Below are 15,067 nucleotides of genomic sequence, written 5' to 3'. Positions count from 1 at the left end.
CGGTCCCCGCCCGAACGCGAGGAGGGAGTCGACGTGTCCGTCGCAGCAGTGGCGAGCTCGCCCTTCGAGCTCGCCGACGACCAGCGCGCCATTCGTGAGGCCGCGCTGGAATTCGCCCAAGACCAGCTCGCCCCGCACGCCGTGGAGTGGGACCAGGACAAGCACTTCCCGGTCGAGACGCTGCGCGCAGCGGGGGAGCTCGGCATCGGCGGCGTCTACGTCGATGAGGCCTTCGGTGGCAGCGGCCTGAGCAGGTTCGACTCGGTTCTGATCTTCGAGGCGCTGGCCAGCGGAGATCCGTCGATCGCCGCCTACATCTCCATCCACAACATGTGCGCGGGCATGATCGACCGCTTCGGCACCGACGCCCAGCGGGCGCGCTGGCTGCCGGGGCTGTGCTCGATGGAACGCCTCGCGAGCTACTGCCTGACCGAACCCGGCGCGGGATCGGACGCCGCCGCGCTGCAGACCCGCGCGGTCCGCGACGGCGACGACTACCTGCTCACCGGGGTCAAGCAGTTCATCTCCGGCGGCGGCAGCTCCGACGTCTACGTGGTGATGGCCCGCACCGGCGAACCCGGGCACAAGGGCATCTCCACCTTCGTCGTGGAGGCCGGGGCCGAGGGGCTGTCCTTCGGGGCCAACGAGAAGAAGATGGGCTGGAACGCCCAGCCCACGCGCCAGGTCATCTTCGACGGCGTCCGCGTCTCCGCTGATCAGCGGCTCGGCGAGGAGGGCATCGGGTTCCGCATCGCCATGGCCGGGCTCGACGGCGGCCGGCTCAGCGTCGGCGCCTGCTCGCTCGGGGGCGCGCAGGCCGCGCTGGACAAGTCGCTCGCCTACGTGCGGGAGCGCAGCGCGTTCGGCTCCAAGCTCAGCGAGTTCGAGGCGCTGCAGTTCAAGCTCGCCGACATGGCCACCGAGCTGGAGGCCGCGCGCCTGTTGCTGTGGCGGGCGGCGTGGGCGCTGGACACCGAGGACCCGGCGGCCACCCGGTTGTGCGCGATGGCCAAGCGGCTGGCCACCGACGTCGGGTTCACCGTGGCCAACGAGGCACTTCAGATCCACGGTGGATACGGATACCTTGCCGAGTACGGCCTGGAGAAGATCGTCCGCGACCTGCGGGTGCATCAGATCCTGGAAGGCACCAACGAAATCATGCGGCTGATCATCTCCCGTGGTCTGCTGGCGGCCTGACCGCGGCCTCGGGGGCAGCGCCTCGCACAACGATGGAGTTTCGCACCATGACGGAGTCCGAGATCCTGGTCAGCGAGAACGGCTCGCTCGGGCGGATCACGCTCAACCGCCCGAAAGCCCTCAACTCGCTGACCCTCGGCATGGTCCGGGAGATGACCGAGGCGGTCGAGCGGTGGCGCGACGCCGAGCACATCAGGGCGATCCTGATCGACGGCGCCGGTGAGCGCGGTCTGTGCGCCGGCGGCGACGTGCGCGCCCTGCACGACGCGGCCAAGGCCGGTGACGAGTCGCTGCCCGCGGCGTTCTGGACCGAGGAGTACCGGCTCAACTCCGCGCTGGCCAACTACCCCAAGCCGGTCGTGGGGATCATGGACGGCATCTGCATGGGCGGTGGTGTCGGCATCACCGCGCACGGATCGCACCGGGTGGTCACCGAGCGCTCCAAGGTCGGGATGCCCGAGACCGGCATCGGCTTCATCCCCGACGTCGGCGGCACCTACCTGATGTCGCGCACCCCCGGTGAGCTCGGCACGCACCTCGCGCTGACCGGCGGGGCGGTCGGCGGCGCGGACGCGCTGTACTGCGACCTGGCCGACCACTACGTCGACAGCGCCCGGCTCCCGGAGCTCGTCGAGGCCCTGAGCAGCGGTGACGTGGACGAGGTGCTGGCGGTCTTCGCCGCGCCGGTGCCGGAGCCGGCCCTGGCCGAGCACCGGGAGTGGATCGACGCCGCCTACGCGGGCTCGGACGTCGAGGCCGTCCTGGCCCGGTTGCGGGAACGTCCCGAGCAGGCCGCGCAGGACGCCGCGACGACCATCGAGACCAAATCGCCCACGGCGCTCAAGGTCACCCTGCGCGCGATGCGCAGCGGGTACGAGTCGCTGGAGCAGGCGCTGACGCTGGAGTACCGGCTGGCCATGGCGTGCGTGCGGATCGGCGATTTCGTCGAGGGCGTGCGCGCCGCGCTGGTCGACAAGGACCGCAACCCGCAGTGGTCTCCCACCACTCTGTCCGAAGTGGACGAATCCCGGGTGCAGAAGTTCTTCGAACCGGCCTCCGACGAGCCGAAGCTGTTCGGCTGAGCGCAGGTTCGCCGGTCTTGGCGGACGTTCGAGCAGAAAGGTAGTGACAATGGCTGTCATCGGTTTCATCGGACTCGGTCACATGGGCGGTCCGATGTCGGCGAACCTCGTCAAGGCCGGCCACACCGTGCAGGGCTACGACCTCGTCCCGGCCGCCCTGGCCGCCGCCGCGGACAACGGCGTGACCACGGTGTCCTCGATCGCGGACGCGGTCCGCGGAGCCGACGCGGTGATCACCATGCTGCCCAGCGGCAAGCACCTGCTGGACGCCTACGACGAGGTGCTGCCCCACGCTGCCTCCGGGGCGCTGCTGGTCGATTCCTCCACCGTGGACGTCGCGGACGCGCGCGCCGCGCACCAGCGCGCGCAGGAAGCGGGTTTCGGCAGCATCGACGCGCCCGTCTCCGGTGGCACGGCCGGTGCCGAGGCGGGGACGCTGACGTTCATGGTCGGCGGTTCCGAGGCCGACTTCCAGCGCGCCGAGAGCGTCTTGGAACCGATGGCGCGCAAGGTGATCCACTGCGGTGGTCCCGGCAACGGCCAGGTCACCAAGATGTGCAACAACCTCATCCTGGGCGCGTCGATGATCGCGGTCAGCGAGGCGTTCGTGCTCGGTGAGCGCCTCGGCCTCTCGCACGAGGCGCTCTACGACGTCGCTGCGGTCTCCACCGGCCAGTGCTGGGCGCTGACCACCAACTGCCCGGTTCCCGACCTGGTGGAGACCAGCCGTGCGAACCACGACTACGAGCCCGGCTTCGCGGCGGCCCTGATGCTCAAGGACCTCAACCTCGCCCTCTCCGCGGCGGAGCAGTCGGGCACCGACGCGTCCCTCGGCCGCCTCGCCACGGACCTCTACCGCCGCTTCAACGAGGAGGGCGGCGGCGGCCAGGACTTCGGCGCCATCATCAAGTCCATCCGCGAGCACTCCGGCTCCTGAGCGCGGCGGGAGGTGCCACACCGGCACCACGCGTCGCAGTGGTGCGCATCTCATCCCACCCGGCCCGGCCGGTCGGCCGGTCGCGGTGGTCCGGGGGTGCGCGCAGCGTCGTGGTGGCGCGCGTACGCTGCGCGTTGTGTTGGAGTTGCTGGTCGAGTGGTACGACGGCGTCGAGCTGTGGTTGGTGCAGCTCGTCTATCCGCTGCAGGTCGCCCTGGTCCTTGCAGTCCTGGTGCCGTTGTGCTGGGGGGTGGCGCGAGTCGTCGACCGCGCGGTGGACGGGCTCGGTGCCAGGTTCACCCGCGTGCGCGGCGCCGAACCGCCGGTCGGCCGCGACGGTGAGACCGGGCGGAGGGGAAAGACGGCGTGAGCTCGCGCAAGCGCATTTCGTCGGCGTTGGTCGGGCTGGTCGCCCTGGTCGTGCTGGGGTGGTTCGGCAAGGACGTCGTCGCCGACTCGCCGAGCACCGAGGTGCCCGGTGCCGGCCAGTCCGGACTGCAGGTCCAGCAGCTCTCGAAGCTGCCGCCCGAGACGGGCAAGACCTACCAGCTCATCGTCAAGGGTGGGCCGTTCCCGTACCCGGGCAAGGACGGCTCGGTGTTCGGCAACCGCGAAGGCGAGCTGCCCAAGCAGAAGTCCGGCTACTACCACGAGTACACCGTGCCGACCCCGGGCTCGAAGGATCGCGGCGCGCGCCGACTGGTCACGGGTGGGCAGGACGAGGTGTACTACACCGGTGATCACTACGAGTCGTTCGTGGTTGTGGATACGGCGGGTTGAGTGCCATGTTCGGAGCGAAACTGGCCAGCAGGTTGCGGAAGGAGCAGCCGGTGAGTGATCAGCCGGGCGCCGACATCACGGCTCGCGAAGCCGTCGTCACAGCCGAGGAACGAGGTGCGACCGCCCACGTCCTCGACGGCGTCGACCTGACCAGCAAGCGCACCACCCTCGACGGCATCGCCGCCGTCCTCGACTTCCCCGAGTGGGCCGGGCGGAACCTGGACTCCCTCTACGACTGCCTGACCGACCTGTCCTGGCTGCCGGAAGGTGAGCACGTCCTGATCTGGTCCGGGTTCCAGGACCTCGCCGACCACGACCCCAAGGCGTTCAACGGCATCAACTCGGTCCTGCGCGACGCTGCGGAACGCCCCATGTGCGGGCGCCGGTTCACCGCGGTGCTGACCCGATCCTGATCAGCAGCAGCTCGTAATACCGGATGCGAATGGTCGGTGGCGCCGCAGCGGCGCCACCGACCATTCGCTCACCGCAGCGCTTCCGGGACCCAGCTGGGCTTGCGCTTCTCCGCGAACGCCGTGATGCCCTCCTGGCCCTCCTCGCCCGCGAAGTGCCGGGCCGACAGCTCCAGCATCTCGGCGAAGTCGTCGCTCATCGACTCCGGCCGCTGGCTGGTGAGCATGCTCTTGGTCGCGGCCAGGGCGGTGGGTCCGCCGAGCGCCAGCATGTCGGTGTAGCGCTTGACCTCCGAGTCCAGGTCGTCGGCCGGGACGGCGGAGTTGAGCAGCCCGATCTCCGCGGCGCGCCGACCGTCGAACGTCTCGCCGGTGAGGAACAGCTCGTGCGCCTGGCGGGCGTTGAGCCGGGGGAGCACCGTCACCGAGATCACCGCCGGGACCACGCCGATGCGGACCTCGGTGAAGGCGAACGTGGCGGTCTCGGCCGCGACCGCGATGTCGCAGGCCGCGACGAGCCCGACGCCGCCCGCGCGGGCGGGTCCGGCGACCTTGGCCACGACCGGCTTCGGGCTGGTCCAGATCTGCTCCAGCAGCGCGGGGAACTCGTTGACGCCCTGCTGATCGGAATCCGCCGAGCGGGACTCCTTGAGGTCCATCCCGGCGCAGAACACCTTGCCGGTGTGGGCCAGGACGATCACGCGCACCGCGTCGTCGTTCGTCGCGGCGTCCAGGTGCCCCTTGAGCTCCCGGCGGAGCTGGGCGGACAGGGCGTTGCGGTTGTGCGGCGAATCCAGGGTGATCGTTCCGACCCCGTCGGCCACCTCGAAGTGCACGAGCTCATCCATGCCCGAGACGTTAACCAGCCCCGCACCTCTCGCGCCACACCCACCTCCCCACACCGAACCCACCGATTTCCGTGGAGATCAGGACCACGGTTTCAGAGGAAGTCGGGAGAGGGGTTCCGCTGAAACCGGTCAGGTGGGTGGGTAGCGGGTGTCCCAGGTGGGTGGGCGAGGGCCGAACTCCTGGGCGGCGTCCCGGGTGATCCGGTCGATGACGTCGTGGAGTTCGAGCTCCGCGGTCCAGCGCTGGGGGATCTTCGCGGCACCGGTGGTGGCCGCGGTGAGCGCGCCGGCGACGGCCGTGGTGGTGGAGCTGTTGCCGGAGTGGTTGGCGGCGATCGGCAGGGCGGTGTCGAAGTCGCCGTCGGCCGCCAGCGCCGCGTAGGTGCCGATGGCGAGGGCTTCGGCGGCCGTGCCCGCCGTGCCGAGCTCGCGTTCCAGCTCGTCCGGGGTCAGGCGGGCGCCACCGGCGAGGTCCTTGGCGGCGGTGAGGCGGCGGGTGACCTCCTCGTGGCCGCTGTGCGGGGCGAGTTCCGCCAGGGCGCCGGTGACCGCCTCGGCCAGCGGTTCGCCGATCAGCAGCTTGGACGTCATGAACCCGAGCGCGCCCGCGCTGAGCAGGGCGGTGGGGTGGCCGTGGGTGAGCGCGGCGCTGCGCATGCCCAGCGCGAACACCTCCGACGGGTCGTCGGACCACAGGGCCGCCGGGAGCGCGCGCATGATCGCGCCGCTGCCCGCCGAATCGCTGGCAGGCTTCTCGGGGGTGCCCATCGGCTGCTGGCCCTTGGCGAAGGCGATCAGCGTGCGCATCATCGTCCGCCCCGGGTTGCGGGTCTGGAACAGCGCACGCTGCTGGACCAGCCAGCCGTCGGGCTCCGGTGCCTCGCGGAGGAAATCGCCCGCCGCGCGCGGCCAGCTGAGGTGTTGGGTGTGCAGCCAGCGCTGGTAGGCGTGTTGCAGGTGCCGGATCGGGTCGTCGGTCTCGCCCGCGCGGCGGGCGACGTTGGCCCGCAGCACGCCCTCGACCGAGAACAGCAGCAGCTGGGTGTCGCTGCCGAGCCGTCCTGACGGGTGCCCGGCGGGGACGTACTCGGTGAGCCCGTCGGCGCCGTGACGTGCGCGGATCTCGTCCCAGCTGTCGGAAGCGACCGGCATTCCCAGCGCCTCGCCGACCGCGCAGCCCAGCACCGCGCCGAGGAACCGGTCCCGCGAGGCGGCCAGTCGCGGTACCCCGGTGAGCCCGGTCCGGTAGTCCGCTGTCGCGGTGGTGGCCGTCGGGGTGGAATCGTCGGCGGGGTAGCGGTTCTCCCACGCGGCGGACTCGTCGGGCTCGGGGCCGAACTCGGCCGCCGCGTCCCGGCCCAGGCGCTCGATCACGTCGAGGATCGGCAAGTGCTCCAGCAGTTCCGCGGGGATCGCGGTGGGGCCGTGCAGCGCGCCGAGCAGCTGCCCGCACAGCATCGCCGCGCTCGCGGTGTCCCCGCCGTGCTCGGCGGCCGAGGCGAGGGCGGCGGCGAAGTCGTCCTCGCAGGCCAGCGCCACTCGCGCGGCCACCGCGAGCGCGCCGAGCCCGCTGCGGTTCGCGCCCAGGTGCGCCGGTCCCGGCCGGACGCCCGCCGGGCTGAGCAGGCCCAGCCGCAGCGCGTCGCCCAGCGCGGTGCGACCCGACTGCCATCCGGAGATGCCCTGGCGCAGCGAGGTTTCCAGATCGTGCCCGCGCAGCAGCCACAGCGTCGTCGTGCCCAGCACGCTGGCCGGGCTGTGCCCGTGCGGGTGCCCGTGGGTGAGCGCGGCCAGGTCGCCGCCGAGCGCGAACACCGCGCCCGGATCGCCCGACCACAGCGCGGCCAGCGCCCCGAACGGGACGGCGGTGGCCGTGTCCGAGCTGTTGATGGGCTGCTGCCGGGTGCCCTGCGGATGTCCGGCGACGACCTTCGCCGCCGAGGTCAGCAGCGTCGGCTCGTCGGTCGCCGGATCGTGCAGATCCCGCTCGGCGACCAGGAAACCGCTCGGCCGGGGCGAGTCCCCGCCGCAGTCCCGCCACGGCACACCCCGGGTGTGCAGCCAGCGGCGCAACGCCGCCAGCGCCGCCGAGGTCGGTTCGCCGGAACCCGTCGAGCGCAGCTGCGTGTGCGCGCGGATCAGCCCTTCCAGCACGAACAGCAGCGCGCCGGTGCGCTGACCGACGCGGCCGAGCGCGGCGAACTCGCCGACCGCGCCGCCGAGCAGCATGCCCAGCACGCGGGCCGAGGAGCCGGGCAGGACACCGGAGCGGTCGGCCAGCCCGGTCTCCGGGGACGCCGCGTCCGAATCCGGCGCGATCCGCTGCTGCAGCTCGGCGGCCCACAGCGGACGGGTCGCGGGGTGGCTCTCCCAGCGCCGCCAGACCGTCAGCAGCCGGCGTTCCACCGGGTCCCGCCGACATGCGGCCAGCAGCGCGCGTTCGTTCTCGTCCAGCCCGCGTTCGTCCACTACGGCTTATCCGGCGCTGTTGGCGGCGGGCTGCGGCTCGGGCTCCTCGACTTCGGAGACGTCCACCTCGGCCAGGAGCCGATCCAGGACCTCCCGAAGCTCCAGCCCGTCGATCCACTCCTCGGGCAGCTCCTCGACGCCGCGCGCGGTGCCCATCAGGGCGCCGCAGATCGCCGCCGTCGCCGCGCTGTTGCCCGCGTGCGTGGCCGCGAGCGAGACCGCGTCGGCCAGCGAGTTCGGGTGCGACAGGGCCGCGGCGACCGCGATGGCCAGGGCTTCCGGTGCGTGCCAGCCCAGGCCCAGCGACTCCAGCACCGTCGGCGACACGGGACCGCTGGTGGCGATCTCGACGGCGGCGCGCAGGCCGCCCGCGGTGTTCTCGGCGCCCTCCATCCGGTCGAGTTCGGCAAGCACCGACTGCACGGCCTCGATCAGCGTCCGGCCGCCGTCCAGCCCGCACACCAGGCCCGCCAGCGCGGCCGCCGGCAGGTAACCGTCCGGGTGGCCGTGGGTGAGCACGCCGATGCCGACGCCCAGCGTGATCGCCTCGACCGCGTCGGTGGCCTCGAAACCGACCACGGCACCGCGCACGGTCGCGGCGGCGTTGCGGGCGTCGTTCGGCGGGTTGCCCGGAGTCGGGTTCTCACCCCGGTCGCCCCAGCGGGCCACCGCGGTCAGCGTCGCCTCGTCCGGGAACCGCTGCGCGCGAAGGGCTTCCACGTCGCTGAGCTTGCCGCCGCCGTCCGGGGTCGGGCGACCGCCCTGGGTGCGCACCCAGTCCCGCAGCGAGGCCCGCACCAGCGACGGCCGGTCCGGGTTCTCGCCGCTCAGCGCGGCCAGCACGAACGCGGTCTGCTGCGTGTAGGCGGTGGCGGCGCCGAGGCGGCCGAACAGCTCGGCGTGCGCGCGCACCCCGTCGGGGTTCTCGCGCAGCGTGGTGAGCAGGTCGCTGAACATCCAGGGCGCGCCGAGGGCGTCACCCGCGGCGCTGCCGAGCACGCAGCCGGAGAGCCGGTCGCGGCGGCTGGGCCGGACCTGCTCCTCCTCGACGGCTTCGACCTCGTCCTCGACCTCGGCGTCCTCCGCTGCGGACTCGCCGATGAGCTGCGCCGCGCGCTCCTCGCCGAACGCCTCCACCAGGAGCTTGTGCAGGCCCTGGGTGAGGTCGGCGTTGCCGTTGCCGTCGTCGTTGTCGCGGAACTTGCGCCAAGCCAGCAGCAACCGCAGTTCCTCGTCGGACAGCCCGTCGTCGGAGTCGTCCTTGTGGGCGGGTGCTTCCTCGGCCGCGGCGATCGCTACCTCCGCCTCCTCGGCTTCCGGCTCGACGGGTTCAGGCGTGCTGGCTTCCTGCTCGGTCGGCTCCGGCTCGGGCTCCTCCTCGGCCGCAGCCACGTCCTCGGGCTCCGCCTCGGTCGGCTGCTCCTCGGGAACCGGGTAGCGCGCCGCCCACAGCTGACCGGACGGCGGTTTCGGGCCGAACTCCAGGTCCGCGTCGGCGGCCAGGAACTCCAGCGTCTCGCGCAGTTCCAGCTTGTCCTGCCAGTGCTGCGGGATCGCGGACGCGGTGTGCGCCGCGCCCATGATGCCGCCGCAGATCGACGCGGTGGAGTCGCTGGCGCCGGAGTGGTTGGCGGCCAGCACCAGCGCCTCCGGGAACGACTCCGGGTGGGTCAGCGCCGCGCACACCGCTATGGCCAGCACCTGGGCGCCGGAGTGCGCGGTGCCGAAGGCCTCCTCGATCTGCTCCGGCGTCGGCGTTCCGGTCGCAGCCAGCTCGACGGCCTTGCGCAGCGCGGTGATCGTCTCCTCGTGACCGTCCCATTCGGACAGTTCGAGGAGCGTGCGGTCCACGGCCTGCGGCAGCGAGCGGTCGGCCAGCAGCTGGTGCACCAGCAGGGCGAGCGACCCGGCGGGCAGGTAGGCGCTGGCGTGGCCGTGGGTGAGCAGAGCGGTGCGGGCCCCGGTGCGGAACGCCTCGGACGGGTCGTCCGACCACAGGGCCGCCGGAGCCGCGCGCATCACCGCGCCCCAGTCGGCCGCGTCGTTCGGCGGCTTGTCCAGCGAACCGGGCTCGTTGCCGCCGGCGAAGCCGCGCAGCGCCTGCATCGTGGTCATGCCGCGGACGCGGCGGTCGAACAGCTCGCGCTGGTCGACCAGCCAGCCGTCCGGCTCCTCCGCGCTGCCCCCGGCCTCGGCCCACTCGACGCCCTGGGTGTGCAGCCAGCGCTGGTACGCCTGCTGAACGTGGGTCGTCGGGTCGGCGGAGCCGTTCTGGCGGCGCGCGGTCGAGGCGCGGATGAGTCCTTCGGCGGTGAACGCGGTCAGCTGGGTCTCGTCGCTGATCGACCCGGCCGGGTGGTGTCCGTCGACGTAGTCGATGAGCCCGGAGTCGCCGTACTTCGCGCGGATCTCGGCCAGCGAGTCGGCCTCGATGGGGAAGCCGAGCGCGTCACCGGCGGCGGCGCCCAGCAACATCCCGAGGATCCGCTGCGTGCGCAGGTCTTCGGGGGAGGACGGAGGTGGCGGCGCGGCCGATTCCGGTGGGGAGACGACGGATGCGACCTGCGGTGCGGCCACCTCCGGCTCGGGCTCCACCTCCGGCTCGGGCGCGGTGTGCTCCGCCTCGTCGGTCTCCGCCGGCGCGTCCTCGGTCTCCACCGGGGTTTCCGCCGGGGTTTCCGCGCGGGGCAGCGACGAGGCGAAGTCCAGGTCGGAGACGTCACCGGAGGCCGGGTAGCGCTTGGCCCACGCGTCGCCGGCGGGCGGGGTGCCGCGGAACTCCAGCAGTCCGTCCTTGGCCAGCGACTCCACGACCTCGCGCTGCCGCAGGTCGCGCAGCCACACGCCGGGCAGCGCGGCGGCGCCGTTGCGGGCGCCGACGATGTTGCCGCAGATCGCGGCCGTCGAATCGCTGTCGCCGGAGTGGTTGATCGCCAGCATCAGGGCGTCGGCGATGGTGTCGGTGCACAGCGCCGCGCACACCGCGATGGCCAGCGCCTCGTGCCCGGCCCAGCCGCTGCCGAGGGCGTCCTTGAGCTGCTCGGGAGTGGGTTTGCCCTTCTCGGCGAGCTCCTCGGCGGCCTGCAGCGCGCGGTCGGTGTCCTCGTGATCGCGGTAGGCGGCCAGCAGCTCGCGGGCCTGCTCGAGCGCCGAGGTCAGCGATTCCTCGCGCAGCAGCCGGTGCACCAGCACCGCCAGCACACCGGCGGGCAGGTGGGCGTTGGGCTGGGAGTGGGTCAGCGCGGCGGTGGCGGCGGCGAGCTCGAAGACCGAGCGCGGGTCGTCCGACCAGAGCGCGACCGGGGCGGCGCGGACCACGCCACCGCAGTCGTCGGAGTCGTTGATCGGCCGCTCGAACGTGCCGGGCGCGCCCACCGAGGCGAACTCGCGGAGGGCGCTGATGGAACCGCTGTTCGGCGAGCGCACGGCGAACAGGTCGGACTGCTCGATCAGCCAGCCGTTGGCCTTGGGGTGCTTGGCCGCGAACGGCCCGGCCGACCGCATCCACGCGTAGCCCTGGGTGTGCAGCCAGCGCTGGTAGGCGAGCTGGACGGCGGGCAGCGGACCGGCGGAGTCGCCGCTGCGGGCCAGGCTGTGCGCGCGGATCAGCCCTTCGAGGGTGAACAGCGTCAGCTGGGTGTCGTCGGTGAACTCGCCCGGGTGCTCGCCGCTGCGGTCGTACTCGGTGACGCCGTCCTCGCCGAAGCGGCTGCGGATCTGGTCGATCGGGTAGAACTCCACCGGCGCGCCCAGCGCGTCACCGATCGCCCCGGCCAGCATCGAGCCCAGGAACCGGCGGCCGAACTCTGTTTCGGCCGGGTCCGCCGGAGCCGCGGGCTGCTGGGCAACGATGGGGGTCGCGGGACCGACCGGAACCGCGGGAGCCGCGTTGGACACCGGCATCCCGGCGGGCGGCGAGACCGGTGCGCCCGCGGGCGGTGCCATCGGCGTGCCCACCGGCGGCGAGACAGGGCCGGCCGCGGGAACCGGAGGCATCGGCGTGCCCACCGGCGGCGACATCGGCACGCCCACCGGCTTCGGCGGGACCGACGCGGCGATCTTGACCAGGTCCTCACCGGGCATGCGGGCCTTGACGGGACTGGTGGGGTTGATCTGCAGGTCGATGCCGGAGAGCTGGTTGGTCGCCAGCTGCCGTCCGGTCATGCGCTGCCAGGTCGTCCAGTTCGGCGGCAGGAAGCCGTCGGAGGTGAACACCTGCAGCTGACGGCGGCCCGACTCGTGCTCCATCGTGAACAGCCCGCTGCCCTGCGGCTGGGCGAACAGGATCAGCTCGGAGTCGAGCATCGCGGCGAGCAGGGAGTGGCCCTGCGCGTACCCGGTGGTGGTCAGCTGCAGCGCGCGCTCGACGTCGTTGGTCGGCGCGGGCAGCCGCAGCGCCACGGGCGAGGGCCGGTAGTTGGGGTTGGGGGAGAAGTCGTCGGTGATCTCACCTTGCTCGTCGACGCGGTAACCGCCGATGAAACCCCACGGCGGCACTTCGGCGTTGGGGTCGGTGAAGATCGGGTCGACCACGTACAGCCAGGTGTTGGGCTGCTTCTTGGCCTGTTCCCGCATAGCCGGTGTGATGACCGGTCGACTCGGCTGCTGCGTGTTCATCTCGACCTGTTGTCCCTGACTCCCTGTCCAGCCTTGCATTGATCGCCCCCACAGCGACGGTCACTCGATCGCGTGGGCCTGACGGGTCAACGATGCACGGTGAGCTGCCGGTTCCCCGTTCAAGCGCCGTTGTGCACTCTCTCATGACCTCATGGGATGAATCGTAGTCTTTGAGAGAACAACTCTGAGTGAAACTCAGCGGTGCGGTCCGGTGGATCACACGTGGGCCGGGACGGCAATGGTTCACCCGGACGGAGCCGGGCGTTCAGTCGGACAGCGCTGCGGCCATCAAGCAGCCCAGGCACGGCATCCCCGCGGGCCCGTCCAGCGCTTCGGCCTGACCGGGGGCGATGCTGAAACCGCAGTATGCGCGCAGGGTCTCGGGCAGCGGACCACCGCTCGGGAGCGGGAAGAAGTGGCAGGACTTGTCCTGCTCGCTGCGCGCGAACTCAGGGCGCACCCGCGCGATCAGGTGCGGGATCGACGTCATCGCGGAGCGACCTCCTGCGCGCGCAACCCTGGCGTGAACGGCACAGATCACATCATGCAGATGAGGGTGCGAGGGCGAAGCCACTTGGCGAATTCTCGCCAAACCGTTGCGCGTGAGACGAGTCGCCCACTCTCACGCCAGGACGGGCAGCGGCGCGTCGACGGTGGCGAGATCGTAGCGGTGCAGGACGAGATCGGCCACGCCCGGATCGTCGGCCATCGGACCCGCGATCAGCGGAGCGTCAGCACGGGCCTGGGTCAGCTCGACGATGCGGTCCGGGAGCAGCCCCGGCGCCAGGAACCAGGACCCGACCGCGAACCGCCGCGCACCCCGGGCGCGCAGCAGTTCGATGGCGGCCGGGACGTCCGGGGCCGCCGCGGCCGCGAAGGTCGCGACCGTTCCGGCCCAGGAGGTGCGGGACTGCCAGCGGGCCGCGACGTCGGCGACCAGGCGGTTGGCCGGTGCGTGCGACGATCCCGCGCCCGCCAGCAGCACGCCGAGCTCCGGATCGTCGGGATCGGCACCCGCCGCCAGCAGCCGGCGCCACGCGGCGGCGTCCAGCCGCGGGTCCGGACCCAGCACGTCGCCGATGCGCACCCGGAGGTCCGGATGCCGCTGCTGCGCGTCGGCGACGGCGGCGGGCACGTCGACGCGGGCGTGGAAGGCGTGGCCGAGCAGCAGCGGCACGACCACGGCCTCCCGGTGCCCGTCGGCGCGCACGGCGTCCAGGACGTCGCCCAGCAGCGGCTGGGACAGGTCCAGGAACGCCACGCGCACGTCCAGCTCCGGCCGCAGCGCGCGCACCACGCCCAGCAGCCGGTGGATCGTCGCGGCTGAGCGCGGATCCCGGCTGCCGTGCGCGACGGCGACCAGCGGCGCGGAGGTCATCGCGACGCTTCGGCGAACGGGGCCAGCGGCACACCGATCAGGCCCGCGGCCAGGGTGGTGCCGTCGGCCGGGTCGATGACCAGGAAGGAGCCGTTGCGGCGGCTGTCGGCGTAGTCGTCGACCGGCAGCGGTTCGGCGGTGCGCAGCTGCACCCGGCCGATCTCGTTGAGCTGCAACGAGTCCGGAGCGGCGACGCTGGTCAGCTGCTGCTCGTCGAAGCGCGCCGACAGCTCGGTGACCATCGCCTGCACGGTGCGGGCACCGTGCTTGACGAGCACCTTCGCGCCCGGGTTCAACGTCTTCTCCGCCAGCCAGCACACCGTGGCGTCGAGCTCGTCGGTCAGCCGGGGAGCGGTGTCCGCCGCGGCGATCAGGTCACCGCGCGAGATGTCGACGTCGTCCTCCAGCAGCAGCGTCACCGAGTGACCTGCCGCGGCCTCGGCGCGCTCGCCGTCGGCGGTGTCCACCTTGGACACCTTGGTGCGCACGCCGGCGGGCAGCACGACGACGTCGTCCCCGGCCCGCACCACACCGGCGCCGACCTGGCCCGCGTAGCCGCGGTAGTCCGGGTGCTCGGCGGTGCGCGGCCGGATCACGTACTGCACCGGCATCCGGAACGGCACGTCGTGCGGGTCCGGCGCGACCGGCACGCTCTCCAGGTGCTCCAGCAGCGACGGGCCGGAGTACCAGGGCGTGTTCTCCGAGCGCTCCACCACGTTGTCGCCGAGCAGCGCCGACACCGGGATGGTCACCACGGCGTCGTCGGCGTAGCCGAGAGCCCTGGCGTGGGTGGCGAACTCCTCGGCGATGCGGGTGAAGGTCGCCTCGTCGAAGTCCACCATGTCGATCTTGTTCACGGCCAGCACCAGCTGCGGCACGCCCAGCAGCGCCAGAACCGCCGCGTGCCGCCGGGTCTGCTCGACGACGCCGTTGCGGGCGTCGACCAGCAGCACCGCCAGCTGGGCGGTCGAGGCACCGGTCACGGTGTTGCGGGTGTACTGCACGTGACCGGGCGTGTCGGCCAGCACGAAGGTGCGCTTCGGCGTGGCGAAGTAGCGGTAGGCCACGTCGATGGTGATGCCCTGCTCGCGCTCCGCGCGCAGGCCGTCGACCAGCAGCGACAGGTCAGGGGTGGCCAGGCCGCGGTCCGCGCTGGCCCGGTGCACCGCGTCGAGCTGGTCGGCCAGCACCGACTTGGTGTCGTGCAGCAGCCGACCCACCAGCGTGGACTTGCCGTCGTCGACGGAGCCCGCGGTGGCCAGCCGCAGCAGATCGGTGTTCACCGGCAGCGTCACCTCGGTGCCGCTGTCCGGCGCGGTGCGAGTCGTGGTCTCGGTCATCGTCTGGAA

Annotated in this window: 12 protein-coding genes; 6 read left to right on the top strand and 6 right to left on the bottom strand. The window is 72.4% G+C overall.

Features of this window, described 5'->3' with window-relative positions:
* Positions 1-33: 33 nt before the first annotated feature.
* The 6 genes from KBO27_RS19520 to KBO27_RS19495 all read left to right on the top strand — a co-directional run bounded on the left by KBO27_RS19520 (position 34) and on the right by KBO27_RS19495 (position 4,409).
* Positions 34-1,197 (top strand): acyl-CoA dehydrogenase family protein, encoded by a 1,164-nt coding sequence (locus KBO27_RS19520; RefSeq protein ID WP_210971337.1) that lies wholly within the window; start codon positions 34-36, stop codon positions 1,195-1,197.
* Between the two features lie 47 nt (positions 1,198-1,244).
* On the top strand, positions 1,245-2,279 hold the full coding sequence (locus KBO27_RS19515) for an enoyl-CoA hydratase/isomerase family protein (protein WP_210971336.1): 1,035 nt from the start codon (positions 1,245-1,247) through the stop codon (positions 2,277-2,279).
* A gap of 49 nt (positions 2,280-2,328) precedes the next feature.
* Entirely contained in the window at positions 2,329-3,216 is an 888-nt protein-coding gene (mmsB, locus tag KBO27_RS19510) for a 3-hydroxyisobutyrate dehydrogenase (protein WP_210971335.1), read from the top strand.
* A 136-nt stretch (positions 3,217-3,352) separates the two neighbouring features.
* The gene (locus tag KBO27_RS19505; RefSeq protein WP_210971334.1) at positions 3,353-3,586 is read left to right on the top strand and encodes a hypothetical protein; all 234 of its coding nucleotides are present in this window, start codon (positions 3,353-3,355) and stop codon (positions 3,584-3,586) included.
* Positions 3,583-3,996: a guanyl-specific ribonuclease gene (locus tag KBO27_RS19500; RefSeq protein WP_210971333.1), complete on the top strand. Its 414-nt coding sequence runs from the start codon at positions 3,583-3,585 to the stop codon at positions 3,994-3,996. The genes KBO27_RS19505 and KBO27_RS19500 overlap by 4 nt, the downstream gene beginning before the upstream one ends.
* 5 nt (positions 3,997-4,001) lie before the next feature.
* Positions 4,002-4,409, top strand: a complete 408-nt coding sequence (locus KBO27_RS19495; RefSeq protein WP_210971332.1) for a barstar family protein — start codon at positions 4,002-4,004, stop codon at positions 4,407-4,409.
* 68 nt (positions 4,410-4,477) lie between these two features.
* Here the strand turns inward: KBO27_RS19495 and KBO27_RS19490 are convergent, their stop codons facing one another.
* The 6 genes from KBO27_RS19490 to KBO27_RS19465 form a co-directional block, all read right to left on the bottom strand.
* A complete protein-coding gene (locus KBO27_RS19490) occupies positions 4,478-5,254 on the bottom strand; it encodes an enoyl-CoA hydratase family protein (RefSeq protein WP_210971331.1) in 777 nt (258 codons plus the stop codon).
* Positions 5,255-5,383: 129 nt separating this feature from the next.
* The gene (locus KBO27_RS19485; RefSeq protein WP_210971330.1) at positions 5,384-7,723 is read right to left on the bottom strand and encodes an ADP-ribosylglycohydrolase family protein; all 2,340 of its coding nucleotides are present in this window, start codon (positions 7,721-7,723) and stop codon (positions 5,384-5,386) included.
* Between the two features lie 6 nt (positions 7,724-7,729).
* Positions 7,730-12,340, bottom strand: coding sequence for a type VII secretion system-associated protein (locus KBO27_RS19480; protein ID WP_210971329.1), 4,611 nt, complete (start codon positions 12,338-12,340; stop codon positions 7,730-7,732).
* Between the two features lie 265 nt (positions 12,341-12,605).
* Positions 12,606-12,830, bottom strand: coding sequence for a hypothetical protein (locus tag KBO27_RS19475; protein ID WP_132679454.1), 225 nt, complete (start codon positions 12,828-12,830; stop codon positions 12,606-12,608).
* A gap of 132 nt (positions 12,831-12,962) precedes the next feature.
* Positions 12,963-13,718: a sirohydrochlorin chelatase gene (locus KBO27_RS19470; protein ID WP_210971328.1), complete on the bottom strand. Its 756-nt coding sequence runs from the start codon at positions 13,716-13,718 to the stop codon at positions 12,963-12,965.
* Entirely contained in the window at positions 13,715-15,058 is a 1,344-nt protein-coding gene (locus KBO27_RS19465; RefSeq protein WP_246537595.1) for a sulfate adenylyltransferase subunit 1, read from the bottom strand. The genes KBO27_RS19470 and KBO27_RS19465 overlap by 4 nt, the downstream gene beginning before the upstream one ends.
* Positions 15,059-15,067 lie beyond the last annotated feature (9 nt).

The organism is Saccharopolyspora endophytica (genome assembly GCF_018070075.1).
GTDB lineage: Bacteria > Actinomycetota > Actinomycetes > Mycobacteriales > Pseudonocardiaceae > Saccharopolyspora > Saccharopolyspora endophytica.
The sequence above is the reverse complement of the archived record's forward strand: the minus strand, read 5'-3'. Positions and strand labels throughout refer to the sequence as shown.

Excerpts from the sequence above, each read along its gene's own strand:
- KBO27_RS19515 (WP_210971336.1), top strand. The coding sequence starts at position 1,245 with ATGACGGAGTCCGAGATCCTGGTCAGCGAGAACGGCTCGCTCGGGCGG.
- mmsB (WP_210971335.1), top strand. The coding sequence starts at position 2,329 with ATGGCTGTCATCGGTTTCATCGGACTCGGTCACATGGGCGGTCCGATG.
- KBO27_RS19495 (WP_210971332.1), top strand. The coding sequence starts at position 4,002 with ATGTTCGGAGCGAAACTGGCCAGCAGGTTGCGGAAGGAGCAGCCGGTG.
- KBO27_RS19490 (WP_210971331.1), bottom strand. The coding sequence starts at position 5,254 with ATGGATGAGCTCGTGCACTTCGAGGTGGCCGACGGGGTCGGAACGATC.
- KBO27_RS19480 (WP_210971329.1), bottom strand. The coding sequence starts at position 12,340 with ATGAACACGCAGCAGCCGAGTCGACCGGTCATCACACCGGCTATGCGG.
- KBO27_RS19475 (WP_132679454.1), bottom strand. The coding sequence starts at position 12,830 with ATGACGTCGATCCCGCACCTGATCGCGCGGGTGCGCCCTGAGTTCGCG.
- KBO27_RS19470 (WP_210971328.1), bottom strand. The coding sequence starts at position 13,718 with ATGACCTCCGCGCCGCTGGTCGCCGTCGCGCACGGCAGCCGGGATCCG.
- KBO27_RS19465 (WP_246537595.1), bottom strand. The coding sequence starts at position 15,058 with ATGACCGAGACCACGACTCGCACCGCGCCGGACAGCGGCACCGAGGTG.